General features: G+C 59.4%; 15 protein-coding genes. 6 read left to right on the top strand and 9 right to left on the bottom strand.

Features of this window, described 5'->3' with window-relative positions:
* Position 1: 1 nt before the first annotated feature.
* From ACODSD_RS22110 to ACODSD_RS22085, 6 genes are all read right to left on the bottom strand, one after another.
* On the bottom strand, positions 2-514 hold the full coding sequence (locus tag ACODSD_RS22110) for a GyrI-like domain-containing protein (protein WP_488878345.1): 513 nt from the start codon (positions 512-514) through the stop codon (positions 2-4).
* Positions 515-519: 5 nt separating this feature from the next.
* On the bottom strand, positions 520-2,487 hold the full coding sequence (locus tag ACODSD_RS22105) for an acetyl/propionyl/methylcrotonyl-CoA carboxylase subunit alpha (protein WP_488878344.1): 1,968 nt from the start codon (positions 2,485-2,487) through the stop codon (positions 520-522).
* 205 nt (positions 2,488-2,692) lie between these two features.
* Positions 2,693-3,556: an enoyl-CoA hydratase/isomerase family protein gene (locus tag ACODSD_RS22100; protein ID WP_374422835.1), complete on the bottom strand. Its 864-nt coding sequence runs from the start codon at positions 3,554-3,556 to the stop codon at positions 2,693-2,695.
* Between the two features lie 18 nt (positions 3,557-3,574).
* On the bottom strand, positions 3,575-5,173 hold the full coding sequence (locus ACODSD_RS22095) for a carboxyl transferase domain-containing protein (protein ID WP_488878343.1): 1,599 nt from the start codon (positions 5,171-5,173) through the stop codon (positions 3,575-3,577).
* 8 nt (positions 5,174-5,181) lie between these two features.
* On the bottom strand, positions 5,182-5,445 hold the full coding sequence (locus tag ACODSD_RS22090) for a hypothetical protein (RefSeq protein ID WP_486636762.1): 264 nt from the start codon (positions 5,443-5,445) through the stop codon (positions 5,182-5,184).
* A 183-nt stretch (positions 5,446-5,628) separates the two neighbouring features.
* On the bottom strand, positions 5,629-6,798 hold the full coding sequence (locus ACODSD_RS22085) for an isovaleryl-CoA dehydrogenase (RefSeq protein ID WP_081547845.1): 1,170 nt from the start codon (positions 6,796-6,798) through the stop codon (positions 5,629-5,631).
* A 140-nt stretch (positions 6,799-6,938) separates the two neighbouring features.
* Here ACODSD_RS22085 and ACODSD_RS22080 point away from each other — a divergent pair, with 140 nt between their 5' ends.
* A complete protein-coding gene (locus ACODSD_RS22080; protein WP_043593836.1) occupies positions 6,939-7,388 on the top strand; it encodes a YaiI/YqxD family protein in 450 nt (149 codons plus the stop codon).
* A 131-nt stretch (positions 7,389-7,519) separates the two neighbouring features.
* Here ACODSD_RS22080 and ACODSD_RS22075 read toward each other — a convergent pair whose 3' ends face one another.
* The 3 genes from ACODSD_RS22075 to ACODSD_RS22065 all read right to left on the bottom strand — a co-directional run bounded on the left by ACODSD_RS22075 (position 7,520) and on the right by ACODSD_RS22065 (position 9,897).
* Entirely contained in the window at positions 7,520-8,044 is a 525-nt protein-coding gene (locus ACODSD_RS22075) for a hypothetical protein (RefSeq protein WP_488878342.1), read from the bottom strand.
* A 916-nt stretch (positions 8,045-8,960) separates the two neighbouring features.
* Positions 8,961-9,287, bottom strand: a complete 327-nt coding sequence (locus ACODSD_RS22070; protein WP_488878341.1) for a hypothetical protein — start codon at positions 9,285-9,287, stop codon at positions 8,961-8,963.
* A 382-nt stretch (positions 9,288-9,669) separates the two neighbouring features.
* On the bottom strand, positions 9,670-9,897 hold the full coding sequence (locus tag ACODSD_RS22065) for a hypothetical protein (protein WP_488878340.1): 228 nt from the start codon (positions 9,895-9,897) through the stop codon (positions 9,670-9,672).
* Positions 9,898-10,189: 292 nt separating this feature from the next.
* Between ACODSD_RS22065 and ACODSD_RS22060 the strand changes: the two genes are divergently transcribed.
* The 5 genes from ACODSD_RS22060 to ACODSD_RS22040 all read left to right on the top strand — a co-directional run bounded on the left by ACODSD_RS22060 (position 10,190) and on the right by ACODSD_RS22040 (position 15,456).
* Complete coding sequence (locus ACODSD_RS22060; protein ID WP_488878339.1) at positions 10,190-11,053, top strand: Mor transcription activator family protein; 864 nt, start codon at positions 10,190-10,192, stop codon at positions 11,051-11,053.
* Between the two features lie 75 nt (positions 11,054-11,128).
* Complete coding sequence (locus ACODSD_RS22055) at positions 11,129-11,518, top strand: Mor transcription activator family protein (RefSeq protein ID WP_488878338.1); 390 nt, start codon at positions 11,129-11,131, stop codon at positions 11,516-11,518.
* A gap of 123 nt (positions 11,519-11,641) precedes the next feature.
* Positions 11,642-12,547, top strand: coding sequence for a Mu-like prophage major head subunit gpT family protein (locus tag ACODSD_RS22050; RefSeq protein ID WP_488878337.1), 906 nt, complete (start codon positions 11,642-11,644; stop codon positions 12,545-12,547).
* A gap of 193 nt (positions 12,548-12,740) precedes the next feature.
* Entirely contained in the window at positions 12,741-13,118 is a 378-nt protein-coding gene (locus ACODSD_RS22045; RefSeq protein WP_488878336.1) for a hypothetical protein, read from the top strand.
* 124 nt (positions 13,119-13,242) lie between these two features.
* A complete protein-coding gene (locus ACODSD_RS22040; protein ID WP_488878335.1) occupies positions 13,243-15,456 on the top strand; it encodes a phage tail tape measure protein in 2,214 nt (737 codons plus the stop codon).
* The last annotated feature ends 18 nt before the right edge of the window (positions 15,457-15,474 follow it).

Below are 15,474 nucleotides of genomic sequence, written 5' to 3'. Positions count from 1 at the left end.
GTTAGCGGCGGCGCGGCTGCACCGGGATGTAAATGTCCATCTGGCGTTGCGGCAGCCCCGGCGCGCAGCGGCCGTCGTAACGCTCGAAGGAGCCCAGCGGCGCTTGCTCCCATTGCTTGGAGGCCGGCAGCCAGTCCTGCATGATGTAGCGCCAGGCCGCCTGGATCGCCTGGCCGAACTCGGCGTCGCTGCCGGCCGGCTGGGTGGTGAACACCGCGCACTTGGCCGGCGGCGTGCTGAGCCGCGCGCAGCCGGGCGGCAGCGGCAAGGGCTGGGCGCACTCCATCCCTATCATATAGCCGAAGCGGCCGCTGTCCGGGTCGAAGTCGTGGATCAGCCCGTATTCCGCGGCGTCGGCGTGGCCCAGCGCCGCCAGCAGCGGCTGGCGCAGCGTGGCCGCGTATTCGCCCCAGAATTCTGGAATCTGGCGCAGATTGTCGCCGTTCTCCATCTGGGTGGCGATGCTGTAGCCGGCCAGATTCAGGCCGGGATGATTGATGATGATGGGATCCATGGGTGTCACTCCGCTTCGAAGTCGACCAACTCGTCGCCGTCGTTGACCTGCTCGCCGGTGCCGAAATAGAAAGCCTTGACCACGCCGTCCGCCGGCGCGGGGATGGTGTGCTCCATCTTCATCGCCTCCAGGATCAGCAGCGGGTCGCCCTTGTTGAGTTTGACGCCGGTGGCGGCCAGCAGGGCGACGATGCGGCCCGGCATCGGCGCTTTCAAATGGGTTTCGCCGTGAACCTCCTCGGCGGCCACCGCCAGCGGGTCCAGCCACTGCGCTTCCAGCCGGCTGCCGGCGGCGAACAACACCCGTTGCGGGCCGCTGCGGGCGACGACGGCTTCGAGTTGTTGATCGCCCAGCCGCGCGCGCAGCGTTCCGCCGTCCAGGCGGCCGCTGGCGGAGAACAGCCTGCCGGCGGCGGCGATCTCGCAGCCGTTGCCCAGATGGCGCAGCGTTACCGGATAGTCCTGGCCGGCGATGTGGAACACGAGCTTGCGGCTGAGCGCGCCGTTGAGCCGCCAGCCGGCGGCCACCGGGAAGCCGCCGGGCGCGGCCAGCGCCTCGGCCAGCGCCAGCAGCGCCAATTGCTCCGCGTCCGGTGCGGCGGGCGGCGGCAGCAGCGCGTCGTGGTGACGGGCGATCAGGCCGGTGTCCACCTGGCCGCCGGCGAAGCTGGCGTGCTGCACGATGCGGCGCAGGAAGGGGATGTTGGTGGTGACGCCGGCCACCTGGTAATCGGCCAGCGCCGCGTCCAGCCTTTGCAGCGCCTGGCGGCGGTCCTTGCCCCAGACAATCAGCTTGGCGATCATCGGGTCGTAGAAGGGCGAGATGCTGTCGCCGGCGACGACGCCGGTGTCGATGCGCACGACGGCGGATTCCGCCGGCGCGCGCAGGTGGTAGAGGGTGCCGGTGGCGGGCAGGAAGCCCTTGTCCGGGTCTTCAGCGTAAATGCGCGCCTCGATGGCGTGGCCGCTGATGCTGAGCTGCTCCTGGGACAGCGGCAGCGGCTGGCCGCTGGCGACGGCCAATTGCCAGGCCACCAGGTCCTGGCCGGTGATCATCTCGGTGACCGGGTGCTCCACTTGCAGCCGGGTGTTCATTTCCATGAAGAAGAAGCGGCCGGGGCTGCCGTCGGCCTGCACTTCCATGATGAATTCCACGGTGCCGGCGCCGACATAGCCCACCGCGTGGGCGGCGGCGCAGGCGGCCGCGCCCATCGCTTCGCGGGTGGCCGGCGGCAAGTCCGGCGCCGGCGCTTCCTCCAGCACTTTCTGGTGGCGGCGCTGCACTGAGCAATCGCGCTCGAACAGATACACGCATTGGCCGTGACTGTCGGCGAACACCTGGATTTCCACATGGCGCGAGCGCGGCAGGTACTTCTCCACCAGCACCTTGTCGTCGCCGAAGCTGGCGCGCGCCTCGCGCTGGCAGGAGGCCAACGCCGCTTCGAAGTCCGCGGAGGCTTCCACGATGCGCATGCCCTTGCCGCCGCCGCCGGCGCTGGCCTTGATCAGCACCGGGTAGCCGATGGCGTCCGCCTGGCCGCGCAGGAAGTCCGGCTCCTGGCGCTCGCCGTGATAGCCGGGCACCAGCGGCACCCGGGCTTGCTCCATCAGCGCCTTGGCCGCGGATTTGCTGCCCATCGCGGCGATGGCGGAGGCGGGCGGGCCGATGAAGGCGATGCCGGCGGCCTCGCAGGCGGCGGCGAAGTCCTCGTTCTCGGACAGAAAGCCGTAGCCGGGGTGGATGGCTTGCGCGCCGCTGCGGCGGGCGATGTCCAGGATCAAGTCCCCGCGCAGATAGGAATCCGCCGCCGGGGCCGGGCCCAGCCGGTAGGCCTCGTCGGCCAGCTTGATGAAGCGGGCGTCGGCGTCGGCGTCGGAATGGACGGCGACGGTGGCGATGCCGAGCGCGCGCGCGGTCTTGATCACGCGGCAGGCGATTTCACCGCGGTTGGCGATGAGTATTTTATTGAACATGGTGCTCTTTCATGGTCGGCCCCTCTCCCCCAGCCCCTCTCCCGCGAGGGGAGAGGGGAGTGATCAAGCGTTGTTGCCGTTTCAATAGCCGAATCTCGTTTGATTAAAGTCACTCGTCAACGTCGCCATCCAAAGCCTCTCTCCCGTGAGGGGGAGAGATCAAGCGTTGTTGCCGTTTCAACCGCCGAATCTCGTTCGGTCAAAGTCACTTGTCGACGTCGCCACTCAAAGCCCCTCTCCCCTTGTGGGAGAGGGGTTGGGGAGAGGGGGCGTCCAGGCCTGCTTCCAGCCAGTTCGGCGCGCGTTTTTCGAAGAAGGCAGCCAGGCCTTCGCGCGCCTCGGCGCCGGCGCGCACGCTGGCGATCTGGCCGGCGGTGTCCTCCAGCAATTGATCGTCCCAGGGCGAGCCCTCGCGCAGCATGGCCAGCAAGTCCTTGGCCGAGGACAGCGCCTGCGGCGCGCCCTGGGCCATCGCCTCGGCGATGTCGGCCACGCGCGCGTCCAGCGCCTCGGCCGGCACCAGCTCGTGCACCAGGCCGATGCGCAGCGCGGTGGCGGCGTCGATGCGCTCGGCGGACAGGAAATAACGCCGCGCCTGACGCCAGCCTATCGCGTCGGCCACATAAGGGCCGATGGTGGCGGGCACCAGGCCCAGCCTCACCTCGGTCAGGCCGAACTTGGCGGCCTCGGTGGCGATGGCCACATCGCAGACCGCGGCCAGGCCGGTGCCGCCGGCCAGCGCCGCGCCGTGGATGCGGGCGATCACCGGCTTCTTGCTGCGGTAGATGCTCTTGAGCATGGCCGCCAGCCGCTGCGCGTCGGCCAGGTTCTGCTCCTCGCCGTAGCCGGCGGCGCGGCGCATCCAGTCCAGGTCCGCGCCGGCGGAAAAGCTCTTGCCGCGGCCGGCCAGCACGATGGCGCGGCAGTCCGCCTGCAATTGCAGATGGGTGAAGGCGGCGGTCAGCTCGGCGATCAGGGTTTCGTTCATCGCATTGTGAACGTCCGGCCGGTTCATCCAGATCGTCGCGGTCTTGCCGCTGTGTTCGATTTCAAGCGTGGAGTAACTCATCTGCGTCACCTTTGGCCGTCACATCCGGAACACGCCGAAGCGCGTGTTTTCAATCGGCGCGGACAGCGCCGCTTCCAGCGCCAGGCTCAGCACCTCGCGGGTTTGCGCCGGGTCTATCACCCCATCGTCCCACAAGCGCGCGCTGGCGTAATAGGGGTGGCCCTGACGTTCGTACTGCTCGCGCACCGGCGCTTTCAGCGCCTCTTCCTGCTCGGCGCCAAAGGCGTCGCCCAGTTGTTCCTTCTTCACCTGGGCCAGCACGCCGGCCGCCTGCTCGCCGCCCATCACCGAGATGCGGCTATTCGGCCACATCCACAGGAAGCGCGGCGAATAAGCGCGGCCGCACATGCCGTAATTGCCGGCGCCGAAGCTGCCGCCTATCAGCACGGTGAACTTGGGCACGCGGGCGCAGGCCACGGCGGTGACCAGTTTGGCGCCGTCCTTGGCGATGCCGCCGTTCTCGTACTTCTTGCCCACCATGAAGCCGGTGATGTTCTGCAGGAACAGCAGCGGAATGCCGCGCTGGCAACACAGCTCGACGAAGTGGGCGCCCTTGAGCGCGGACTCGGAGAACAGGATGCCGTTGTTGGCGATGACGCCGACGCGGTAGCCGTTCAGCCGGGCGAAGCCGGTGACCAGGGTGGCGCCGTAGTTCTGCTTGAACTCGTCGAACTCGGAGTCGTCCACCAGCCGGGCGATGATCTCGCGCACGTCGAAGGGTTTTTTCGGGTCCGCCGGGATCACGCCGTAAATTTCCTCTGCCGCGTAGCGCGGCGGGCGCGGCTCGGCGCAGTCCAGCTCGCCCTGCTTGCGCCAGTTGAGGCCGGACACGATGCGGCGGGCGATGGACAGCGCGTGGGCGTCGTTCTGCGCCAGGTGGTCAGCCACGCCGGACACGCGGGCGTGCACATCGCCGCCGCCCAGTTCCTCCGCCGTCACCACCTCGCCGGTGGCCGCCTTCACCAGCGGCGGGCCGCCCAGAAAGATGGTGCCTTGTTCCTTGACGATGACGGTTTCGTCCGACATCGCCGGCACATACGCGCCGCCGGCGGTGCAGCTGCCCATCACCACCGCGATCTGCGGAATGCCGGCGGCGGACAGATTGGCCTGGTTGTAGAAGATGCGGCCGAAGTGCTCGCGGTCCGGAAACACCTCGTCCTGCAAGGGCAGGAAGGCGCCGCCGGAATCGACTAGATACACACAAGGAAGACGGTTGTCGCGAGCAATCTCCTGAGCGCGCAAATGCTTCTTCACCGTCATCGGGTAATAAGTGCCGCCCTTGACCGTGGCGTCGTTGGCGATGATCAGGCAATCCACGCCGGCGACGCGGCCAATGCCGCTGATCAGGCCGGCGCCGGGCGCGTCGTCGTCGTACATGCCGAAGGCGGCCAGCTGGGACAGCTCCAGGAAGGGCGCGCCGGGGTCCAGCAGCAGATCGATGCGCTCGCGCGGCAGCAGCTTGCCGCGGGCGGCGTGCTTGGCGCGCGCCTTGTCGCCGCCGCCCAGCGCGGCCTTGGCCACCTTGTCGCGCAGATCGGCCACCAGCGCGCGCATCTTGTCGGCGTTGGCCTGGAAGTCCGCCGCGCGCGGCGAGAGTTTGGATTCGAGGATGGGCATGGCTATCTCTATTCTTCTTTATCCAAGGATTGACCAATAGCAGCAGCTTCTAGCGATGTGAATTCTTCAATGTCAAAAATGCAGTGAAGAAAGTTTGGGGCGCCTGATTCGGTGGACAGGGCTTGGATGGAACGATCTTCCAATGCCGCAATGACTTGCTTGCCGGTTTGCCGTTGAAAGCTGGTGCCTGAAGACAGGATGGCCAAGCCGTCGCGCTCAACCTCATCGGCCAGTGCTTGAATATCAAAAGGCGCTGTATGTACTTGCTTCATTTGGTCAATTCCATGTTTCTACAGGCAACTGAGCTTGGCCGCAGATGGGGTCAGTCCTTGCCAAGCGGAAGCGTATGGCGGCATGGCTGGATACATCGCCCGAGACCAGGCGCGCCGCCGCAGACAGCACATACGGTCCGGCCAGGCGGCGCAACGCGGCATCAGGCACTGTATCCGCCGCGATTACCGGGTTTCCGCCATCAGTTCGCGGCCTATCAGCCAGCGGCGAATCTCGCTGGTGCCGGCGCCGATCTCGTACAGCTTGGCATCGCGCAGCAGGCGGCCGGTGGCGTATTCATTGATGTAGCCGTTGCCGCCCAGGCACTGGATGGCGTCCAGCGCCATCTGAGTGGCGCCCTCCGCCGCGTACAGGATGGCGCCGGCGGCGTCCTTGCGGGTCTGGCGGCCGGTTTCGCCGCGGTCCAGCGCCTGGCCCACCGCGTAGACATAGGCGCGGCTGGCGGACAGCTTGACGTACATGTCCGCCAGCTTGCCCTGCATCAGCTGGAAATCGCCGATGGCCTGGCCAAACTGCTTGCGGTCGTTCAGGTAAGGCACCGTGATGTCCATGCAGGCCTGCATGATGCCCAGCGGGCCGGCGGCCAGCACCGCGCGCTCATAGTCCAGGCCGCTCATCAGCACCTTGACGCCGTTGCCTTCGCCGCCCAGCACATTGGCGTCCGGCACGAAACAGTTGTCGAAGAACATGGGGTAGGTGTTGGAGCCGCGCATGCCCAGCTTGTCCAGCTTGCTGCCGTGGCTGAAGCCGGCGAAGCCGCGCTCCACGATGAAGGCGGTGATGCCCTTGGCGCCGGCGCTGACGTCGGTCTTGGCGTAGACCACCATCACGTCCGCGTCGCCGCCGTTGGTGATCCACATCTTGCTGCCGTTGAGCAGGTAGCCGCCGTCGGCCTTGTCGGCCTTCAGCTTCATGCTGACCACGTCGGAGCCGGCGTTGGGCTCGGACATCGCCAGCGCGCCGACATGCTCGCCGGACACCAGCTTGGGCAGCAGCCGGCGTTTTTGCTCGTCGTTGCCGTTCTTGTGGATCTGGTTGACGCAGAGATTGGAGTGCGCGCCGTAGGACAGGCCCACCGAGGCGGAGGCGCGGCTGATTTCCTCCATCGCGATCATATGAGCCAGATAGCCCATCTGGGTGCCGCCGTACTGCTCGTCCACCGTCATGCCCAGCAGGCCCAGATCGCCGAACTTGCGCCACAGATCGGCCGGGAACAGATTGTCGCGGTCGATGTCGGCGGCGCGCGGGGCGATTTCGCTTTGGGCGAAGTCGCGCGCGGTTTCGCGCAACATATCGTAGGTGTCGCCAAAGGCGAAGCGCAGGCTGCTGTACATGGTTTCTCTCCTCTGATGGGCGCGCGTGATTCGCGTGATATGCTCTATCATTACTTACGTTTACGTAAGCGTCAACATGGCAACGACGGAAACCGGCGCGAAACCGTTATCATGGCCGGGTTTGCATGCAGAGAACAGACATGACGATATGGGTGGACGCGGACGCCTGTCCCAAGGTGATCCGCGAAACATTGTGCCGGGCGGCACAGCGCACCGGCGTGGAGCTGGTGTTCGTCGCCAATCAGCTATTGACGGTGCCGAAAGCGCCGAATATCCGCGCCTTGCAAGTGCCCAAGGGTTTTGACGTGGCGGACAACGAGATTGTCCGCCGTATCGCGGCGAACGATCTCTTGATCACCGGTGACATCCCCTTGGCGTCCGAGGCCTTGGGCAAGGGTGCGCAGGCGCTGAACTGGCGCGGCGATGTGTATTCGCCGGACACCATCGCCGCACAGCTGACGATGCGGGATTTCATGGACACGCTGCGCGCCAGCGGCGTGCAGACCGAAGGCCCGCCGCCTTTGAGCCAGGCGGACCGTCAGGCTTTCGCCCGGCAGTTGGATATCTGGCTGGCCAAGCGGCGGGGCTGAGGCGACAGCAGTTATGGAGGAGAGGGGAGCCGCGTGGGTATCGCTGCGCTCCACCCACCCTACCCATGACGAGCCACTGCGCGTAGGGTCGGAGGAGCCGCAGCCGCTCCCGTTTCCAGCGCCAATAGGTTTTAGCCTTTCTTCTTTCTACGCGGCTTCCGCTGCAAGGTGTTCAATTCGTCCAGGCTGAGATGGAAGCGTTGCATCGCCTCCACATGCTTAGGCAGGTCGAGCTGTTGCACTCCTAAGTTCAGCAGTATCTCCAGATAGTTGAAGAAGCTTTTGCACATGCTGCGGCGGTGGCCGCGCTCGCTGAAATCCATGTCGTTAGTGATGCGGAACAGCAGTCCGCGCCCGGAATGCTGGCGGTTGAGCTTCAGCAACTGCGCCAGATGGGCGGCGTACTGGCGACCCAAGGCGCAGGCTTCGAACTCATCCTTGGCCTCGGCCGGCTGCCAGTAATGCGGATAGGTGCGGCCTTCGATACGGCGTATGAAGGGCAGGCTGAGGTCTTTGGCGTGGGGACCGGCAAACCGGTAGCGCGAGCGCGGGCCTAGCGGTGGGAGTGGGGATACGGAGTCCAGACGGATGTCTTGGGTTTCAGCAGAGGACGGAGAGAGTTCGATGCCTAGCACCGGATGGACAGGCTTTACCATTTGCAACCTCCTGAGCAGAAGGGCCTAGCCGCAAGGCGGCAAGGCGGGCACATGACAAGGTTAGTCTCACCGGCTTTCAGTCCAGCGCGCCCAAGGGCGCCCTTGCCACGGCCCGCCCAGATTTAGGCAAAGCAATAGCAATCGGACACGAAAAAGCCGCAAAACGCGGCGTGTCCGCTGAAAGTAAAACGGGAGACTAATCCCGGCGCTGTTTGTGTAGCAGCGCGGTGGCCATTGTTGGCGAGTGGGTGAAGGGCGTCAAGTCTTCGAGGTCTACAAGAGGCTTTCAGTGGTTTTCAACACGGACTGTGTGGTAGGGCTGGATGCGAAGCACACTACGTATCCGATGTGCCCCGGTCCCTTCAAGCCTGCCGTCGGGTGGCAGGCCCGAGGTTTTAAGCGGCTGCTTGTTCGAGCACCGCGACGTTAGCTGTGGGGTGGTGGTTATTTTGTCTCTGGGAAGATGTGGCCTTAGGATGCCTTGAAACCTTTGCCATATAAGGCTCTCAGGGTGAGAGGCATGATTTTTTTCTTGCAAAATTTTTGGCACTAAATAGGAAAAAATGAGCGATATTTGCGCAATTTTGACACTGAAATGAGCGTAAATAACAACTTTATGAGATATAGCGAAAGCCTTGTACTGCCAGGGAATCCAGGAAGAAGCACCGCCTTATAACTGAAAAGACTGTTCCTGATCAAGATAAGCGAAGTGCATCGCTAGGTGTGCCGTCTCACTTGAGGGCGCTCTATGTGCTCACGCCATTGTGTTGCAAGGGTTTCATGGTGGTTAAGCAATAACCCCCTAGTCAATCGGCTGTAGCTAAAGTGTACCCTAACTGCCATGCAGTTCATGGAGTTTATGGAGCAGCAAAGCCCGCTAATCGCGGGCTTTGCTCTAACTGAGGCCTGGTCAGCTTTACTTGCCAATGGTTTTAAACAAGTGGCGGACGAGGTCGGAGGTCAGCTCGGTTGAATCCAACTGTTGACCATCATCCACAATAGCGTTCGCCAACGCTGCTTTGAGTTGCTCGAAACGTTCTAATGGAGACAATGTAAGATGCTGCTGACAAAGACCGAGGGCTTGGATACGTATGGCTTCAAGATCAACTTGAGCATCAATCGCACGGATGCCTTCATCACTAGCCAAAGAGGCATGTGCCACGGAATAGCAACGAGGGAACGAAAACACGCTGTGCAGCGGCTGTACTGCGACTACAACAGGCAGGCTAAGGTGAGCAACCATGATCGGTACTCCTGAGGGAGAGCATTAGTCGTTGCCCATTTACTAGATGGGCGGGTGGGAGCTAGTAACGGCCCTCAGTCCGCGGAGTTATTCCCCTTGCGGGTCTTGTATTCCTCGCACTCCCACCCATCAACCATACCCATGATGCAAGGACGCACCCATAGGAGAAACTGATGGACTGCCACTGCTGTGGCTAACACAAAAAAGCCGCAAGCGCTGTAAGCGCGAGCGGCCTAATCGTGCCGCTGAGGGTTTTCGAGTCACAAGACTATTCAGGTGTTACTAGCACCTGACTCAATGCTAATCCCTTTTGTCACTTCTAGCAAGGCATGGGCACGAGCATCGCTGCGATGCTCCTTATGATGAAAGGCTAGGTCTAGCATTAGAGCCCCGCCGCCCGCCGTAGCAAATCAGCTTGGTTGTGCTTGGTAAGCCACTCGCTCATAACTGTGCATAGCTTTGCAACTTGTTCAGCCCCCAAGGAACAAGACAGCTCATCCTCCTCCCCTACAACTATTCCAATGGACAACTCATCCGCCTTGATACGAAGCGTAACTCCACGCTGGTTGGGCGTCTCTTTGCCATCAAACCAAAAAATTTGTTCGTCCATACGTCCTCCGAGGAAAGTTAAGTAAAGGTCTGCTGTCGGTTGAGACGACTATAGCGAAACACCACGAACAGCAACAGTGAATCGTGGCAGATATTTTTCACTAGAAAAACTATGGAAAGTCAACCAGACATAGAGATGGAGATAAATAGGAGTTTCATTTTTACGCAAGCATTAATGCACGACGTTTTCACAGCCAAAATCAACGACAATTAAACTCAAGTGAATTATTTCAGGCTATTCATATAGGAGTAAATTAGAAAATATAAGGGGGAAATCAGGAAAAGGAAAAGTCATGCATAGCAGCAGCCTCCCAAAGATGGTAAAAAGACTAATCTTACTAATTGGGATAGAGCCTACACATTTGCTAATCAAGCACTTTGGCGGCATTCAACTTACTATTGGCAAGGGGAAGCGGTCCGATGGTATGGCTAGATATGAAGCCATTGCAGAAGTCATTGGCTATGAGGCCATGGAGAAACTTAGCCAAGAATTTGGCAACAGGCATTTGTCTGTTCCGCGCTGTCTTCAAGCGTTTTTTGATGCTCGTGATGCACAAATAACAAAAGACCGCGAAGTGCTGTCGCAAGCATTTGGAAAACACAACTCAGTAAGAATGTTGGCAGAGAAATACGACATATCCGAGCGAGACGTTTACAGAATTCTTTCCAATGGCAAGGCCTCGATAGTGGAGAGAGGGTTCGAAACGTTATGTGGCGGCACTTTTAAACTAGATAAAAAAAGTATTAATTCGGCGTTGGTAGAACTGGTGCACATTAAAGGGGGGTTTTGCGCCGAGCTTCTAGAGACTATTGGTGCTGACGCATTTTTGAGCTTGGTAAAAACATTTGGTGGAAAAACCTTGGCCATTCCAGCCATGAAGCGAGAAGAAGGCTTACTTGCTTATGAAAGAATTGCCGAGGCAACCGGCTACGAAGCCGCCAGTAAGCTGGCAAAAAACTACGCATGCGAAGTCGTGGCGATACCCAAAGCTACCCGGGCGTTGAGGCTTGGGAGGGACATCGAAATCTTAAGGGGCTTCGATCGCATGCTTAGCAATAGTAGCGCCACAACAGCGGTTGAAGAGCTGGCACGCAAGTATCAACTGACCACCCGACAGGTTTGGAGCATCCTAAAAAAGCCGCTGCCAATCCACTGAAAACCATCATTTGCAGGTGTCGAGTTTCAGTCGCTTATCTTTGTCGTGAATCATTTCATCACAGAGGAGACTGAGATGCGCGAACCGAGCACCACCTATGAAATGCTCCTGTCGCTGCTTGGCGAAAAAGGGACCATCAATATGTGTGAAGCCTATGGCGGACACACCATTCGTATTCCTAAATATTTCCATGGTGATGGCCTGAAAGATATCTGGCACACCCGCTTCGGCGAAGAGGGTACAGCCAAGATGTGTGCCCATTTTGGCGGGGACCGTCTCTATATACCCAAAAATAAAGCTGGCGAGATCGACGCTCGTAACACCCGTATTGTGTCCCGTTTGCGGGATGGTTTCTCTGTGCCTCAGGTGGCAGAAGAGTTCCAGCTCAGCGAACGTCAGGTGTACGTGATCTTTGGCAAGGCCCGCTCAGCCAATAGCGTAGCCGACGAACCGACTAGCACTTAAGCCAGAAACGCGTTTAAAAACGATTTTGTGACCAAACCCTGCTCAGGGCTACGAAAGCCACAAAAAAACGCAGTAGAGGCGTTTTTAAACGCCAATTAAACACATGTAGAGGAGTGATACGAAATGATTGTTAACGCTAACACGCTCAAAGCCATCTATACGAACGTAAACACTCTGTTCAACAAGGGGGTGGAGACCGCCAAGCCAGAATGGCCGAACCTGGCAACCAAGGTGACGTCTGTCTCCAGCGAGGAAAACTATGCCTGGCTGGGGCAGTTTCCCCGCTTACGGGAATGGCTGGGCGAACGCCAGGTCAGCAGTTTGACGGCGCACGGCTATGCCATCAAGAACCGTAAGTTTGAATCTACCATCTCGCTCAAGCGCGAAGACATCGAAGATGACCGCATTGGTGTCATGGGGCCTCTGTTCCAAGAAATGGGCAACGCCGCCGCCGCGCACCCCGATGAACTACTGTTCGAACTGATTCGCTCCGGCTTCTCGACCCCGTGCTATGACGGCCAGTACTTCTTTGACACCGATCATCCGGTCGTCACCAAGGCAGGCGTGGATTCGGTTGCCAACTATCAAGCCCCGGCCACCGAGCCTGAAGCCAAACCCACGTGGTTCCTGTTGGACACTACCCGCCCGCTCAAGCCGTTCATCATGCAGGAACGCCGTCCGTATGCGCTGAAAAAACTGACCAACGAAAATGACGAAAACGTCTTCATGCGGGATGAATTCCTGTATGGCGTGGATGCTCGACTGAACGTCGGCTTTGCCTTCTGGCAGCAGGCCTTTGCCAGCCGCCGCGATCTGACTGCGGCCAACTTCAATGCACTGTACGCCGCCATGACGGCGCAAAAGACCGATGAAGGTCGCCCGCTGGGTATCAAACCGAACATCCTGCTGGTGGGGAGTTCCAACCGCGAAGCGGCCTTCTACATCGCGCAGGCCGAAAGACTGGAGAACGGCGCATCGAATCCGAATTATGGCCTGCTGGACGTGATCGTCACGTCGCATTTGGACTAAGTGAGTTCAGCGAGTCCTGTCCCTCCGACAGGCTGGGGGGCGGATGGTGACGAGATAGGCCGATCATAGTCACCACTCAACAAGCCCGAATATGGTTGGCTTTGGAACCGGTAGCAGTCCACCGCCGAGACAAAAGGTGGCCCCCTGCTACCAACTTATTTTCATAAGCAAGTCACGCGAAAGGACGATTGCCATGACCGAAAAAGACGAATTGCAATATGGCGTGGAGTACCCGGCAGGGTCTGGCCAGATGCACTACGAATTCGAGCTGCGCTTGCCGACAGTAGGCGACAACATCGACGCCATTGAGGCCCGCAGTGGCAGCTCCAATTTTCGCATCAACACGATGATGTTAGCCGCTAGCTTGGTGAAGCTGGGCAGCATCCCGCGTGAGGCGATCACCTACGAGCTGCTGGTTGGTATGGTAGATGACGACTTCGACGTGATGGCAGAGGCGCGGGATCGTCTCAAAAAAAAGCGGATGCGGCCGAAGAGCAACTCAGCGGGTTCCGACTCGCCGTCGTCGTCCTCGGCCGGCACGGCATCTCCGAATGCCGGGCCCGCGAGCTAAGCGCCGTCGAGTTTGAAGGCTTCCTTGCCGCCGTCAATAGCTTGTACGGCGGCAAGACACGTCAGCGCGGTGGCGTCGAGCAGCGCAGCATTAAATCCCAGCGTAAAAGAAAGCCAGGTTAAACATGGCAAGAGCACCTGAAGTTGGTTTAATTCTCAAGGCCCGCGACGAAGCCTCGCGCCCAATTGCGCGGGCAATGCAGGATTTGGAGAAGAACACCCAGCGCGCCGAGAAGGCCGTCATCGGCCTGTCGCGTGAAAGCCAGCGTATGGCCTCCGCACGGGAGCAACTGGGCGTCAGGTCGGAGCGCGCCATACAACGCGAGATTCAGCAGACCGAGGCCGCCTACAAGCGCCTGGCCAGCAGCGGCACCATGACGGCGCGGGAGCAAACCCGCGCCTACAGTGCAATGCGGGATCAGGTCAAAGAGCTTCGCCGCGAAATGACTGGTGTCAGCCAATTGCACCGAAATCTTGCTGCTGGCTCGAAAACGTTGGCAGCTGTGGCAGTAGGAACAGTCGCAGGTGGTGCGGTGCTCTCTTCCCCCATGCGTAGAGTGGCCAACTACGACATGCGCTTGGCGCAAATGGCAAACACTGCCTTCAACGACACGGAAGAGAATGGGAGAAAGCTTTCGGTTGAAGAGCAATTACAACGCCGCCGGGATGGCAAAAAACAGTTGCAAGACTATATCGCTACAGCTGGTCTTGAAGGTGGGACTAACGATGATAACGCCGCCGCACTTGATAAACTGATTGCACGCGGTATTTTCTCCCCACAACAGGCTGGCAAGCTGCTCCCCATGATCAGTAAGGCGGCCACTGCATCGGGTTCCAGTGCAGAGGAAATGACTGATGTAGTCATGGCCGCAGTGCAAAATGCCAAAATTCCAATTGATCAAATCCCGAAAGCTTTAGGGATGGCTTTGAAAGCTGGCCAACTTGGCGGCTTTGAACTTAAAGACATGGCAAAATGGTTGCCCAAACTGCTGGCCGTTGGCGGAGTCGCAGGACTTCGTGGAATCGATGGGCTTTCAAAGATTCTTTCTGTCAGCCAAATGGCCGTAACAGCGGCGGGTGGTACAGAAGAGGCGGGAAATAACGTCCTCAACTTTCTGCAAAAACTTACCTCAGCAGATACAGCAAACGATTTTAAGAAAATCAGCGCTCGCACCTTCGGTGATAAAAAGCGTGGAGAAAAAGGGATAGACCTGTATGGCACCTTGATACAAGCCAGAGAAAAAGGCATGGATGCTGTCGATGCATTTACAGCACTGGTGAGCAAGGTTGCAAAGGCAGACCCCGAGTTTGCCAAGCTGGAACAGCGGGTAAAATCATCTGCCGGCGACAAAGACAAATCGGATATGTTCGCCAGCATGGCCGATATTATGATGGCAAAAGGTATTGGCAAAACCGTTCAAGACAGGCAGGCCCTACTTGGGCTGCTACCTATCTTGTTTGATCCGGCAAAACTTGCCGAACTGGATAAAAAGACAAAAGCAGGTGGTGCACAAGATGTTGAGACAAACCATCTGTTCATGAAAGAGCAAGATAGCTTTAAGTTTCAACAGGTGGCAAATGCCAAGGAAAGAGGGTTATACGACTCTGTTGGCAAACTCAATAGTGTTGCTGGCGATGTTGCTGGCAAGCTTGCTGAGTATGGCTCTCAATACCCTGGTCTCACTGCTTCGCTGGTTGGTGCGACAACTGCCATCAGCGCCTTGGCTGCTGCTGCCGGCGCAGCTGCGTTACCAATGCTTTTGATGGGGAGAGGCGGGTTACCTGGCTCTCGATCTGGGGGGAATGGTCCCGCAACCCGTGCCACCGGTAATGCTGGCGTGGCTCTACGAGCGGGAGGGCTTGGCCTGGCAGCTCTATCCTTGGCAAACTTCACCACCGATCAGGAAGATGAGGAGCTAAAAAATGGGAAAGCCCTTTGGAAGCAAATTCGTTCCCGGTACTCGCAAGCGCAAATTGATGCAGCACGCAAACGCTATCAGCCCTGGTATCAGTTTGGCGATGGCTACGCCGCCGAAAACGAGCAGTGGTTGAAACGCTATAGCCAAGATGAGGCACGATCAAAAGCACCGCCTATTGATCTACGCAATGCCCCTAGCAGTGCAGCCCCTATCCCTCAGTTAGGTTTGCTGCAATCCTCTCTCAATGCCTCCACCGGGCTCGATATGCTGGCACAGAAGATGCAGCAAGCAGCCAATCAGCCTGTAAAGGTGCAAGTCGAAGAGATAAAAGTTCAAGTTGGCGGAGAGTTTCGTTTAAGTGGCGGTGATTTGGTGGCAACAGTCAACGGGGCCAACTCGAGGAATGCGCAAAGGCAGTAGCATCCATCTTTCTTGAAC

This window comes from Chromobacterium sp. FG22 (genome assembly GCF_057809415.1).
The sequence above is the reverse complement of the archived record's forward strand: the minus strand, read 5'-3'. Positions and strand labels throughout refer to the sequence as shown.

Excerpts from the sequence above, each read along its gene's own strand:
- ACODSD_RS22065 (WP_488878340.1), bottom strand. The coding sequence starts at position 9,897 with ATGGACGAACAAATTTTTTGGTTTGATGGCAAAGAGACGCCCAACCAG.
- ACODSD_RS22060 (WP_488878339.1), top strand. The coding sequence starts at position 10,190 with ATGCATAGCAGCAGCCTCCCAAAGATGGTAAAAAGACTAATCTTACTA.
- ACODSD_RS22040 (WP_488878335.1), top strand. The coding sequence starts at position 13,243 with ATGGCAAGAGCACCTGAAGTTGGTTTAATTCTCAAGGCCCGCGACGAA.
- ACODSD_RS22105 (WP_488878344.1), bottom strand. The coding sequence starts at position 2,487 with ATGTTCAATAAAATACTCATCGCCAACCGCGGTGAAATCGCCTGCCGC.
- ACODSD_RS22080 (WP_043593836.1), top strand. The coding sequence starts at position 6,939 with ATGACGATATGGGTGGACGCGGACGCCTGTCCCAAGGTGATCCGCGAA.
- ACODSD_RS22050 (WP_488878337.1), top strand. The coding sequence starts at position 11,642 with ATGATTGTTAACGCTAACACGCTCAAAGCCATCTATACGAACGTAAAC.
- ACODSD_RS22085 (WP_081547845.1), bottom strand. The coding sequence starts at position 6,798 with ATGTACAGCAGCCTGCGCTTCGCCTTTGGCGACACCTACGATATGTTG.
- ACODSD_RS22070 (WP_488878341.1), bottom strand. The coding sequence starts at position 9,287 with ATGGTTGCTCACCTTAGCCTGCCTGTTGTAGTCGCAGTACAGCCGCTG.
- ACODSD_RS22110 (WP_488878345.1), bottom strand. The coding sequence starts at position 514 with ATGGATCCCATCATCATCAATCATCCCGGCCTGAATCTGGCCGGCTAC.
- ACODSD_RS22055 (WP_488878338.1), top strand. The coding sequence starts at position 11,129 with ATGCGCGAACCGAGCACCACCTATGAAATGCTCCTGTCGCTGCTTGGC.
- ACODSD_RS22095 (WP_488878343.1), bottom strand. The coding sequence starts at position 5,173 with ATGCCCATCCTCGAATCCAAACTCTCGCCGCGCGCGGCGGACTTCCAG.
- ACODSD_RS22045 (WP_488878336.1), top strand. The coding sequence starts at position 12,741 with ATGACCGAAAAAGACGAATTGCAATATGGCGTGGAGTACCCGGCAGGG.
- ACODSD_RS22100 (WP_374422835.1), bottom strand. The coding sequence starts at position 3,556 with ATGAGTTACTCCACGCTTGAAATCGAACACAGCGGCAAGACCGCGACG.
- ACODSD_RS22090 (WP_486636762.1), bottom strand. The coding sequence starts at position 5,445 with ATGAAGCAAGTACATACAGCGCCTTTTGATATTCAAGCACTGGCCGAT.
- ACODSD_RS22075 (WP_488878342.1), bottom strand. The coding sequence starts at position 8,044 with ATGGTAAAGCCTGTCCATCCGGTGCTAGGCATCGAACTCTCTCCGTCC.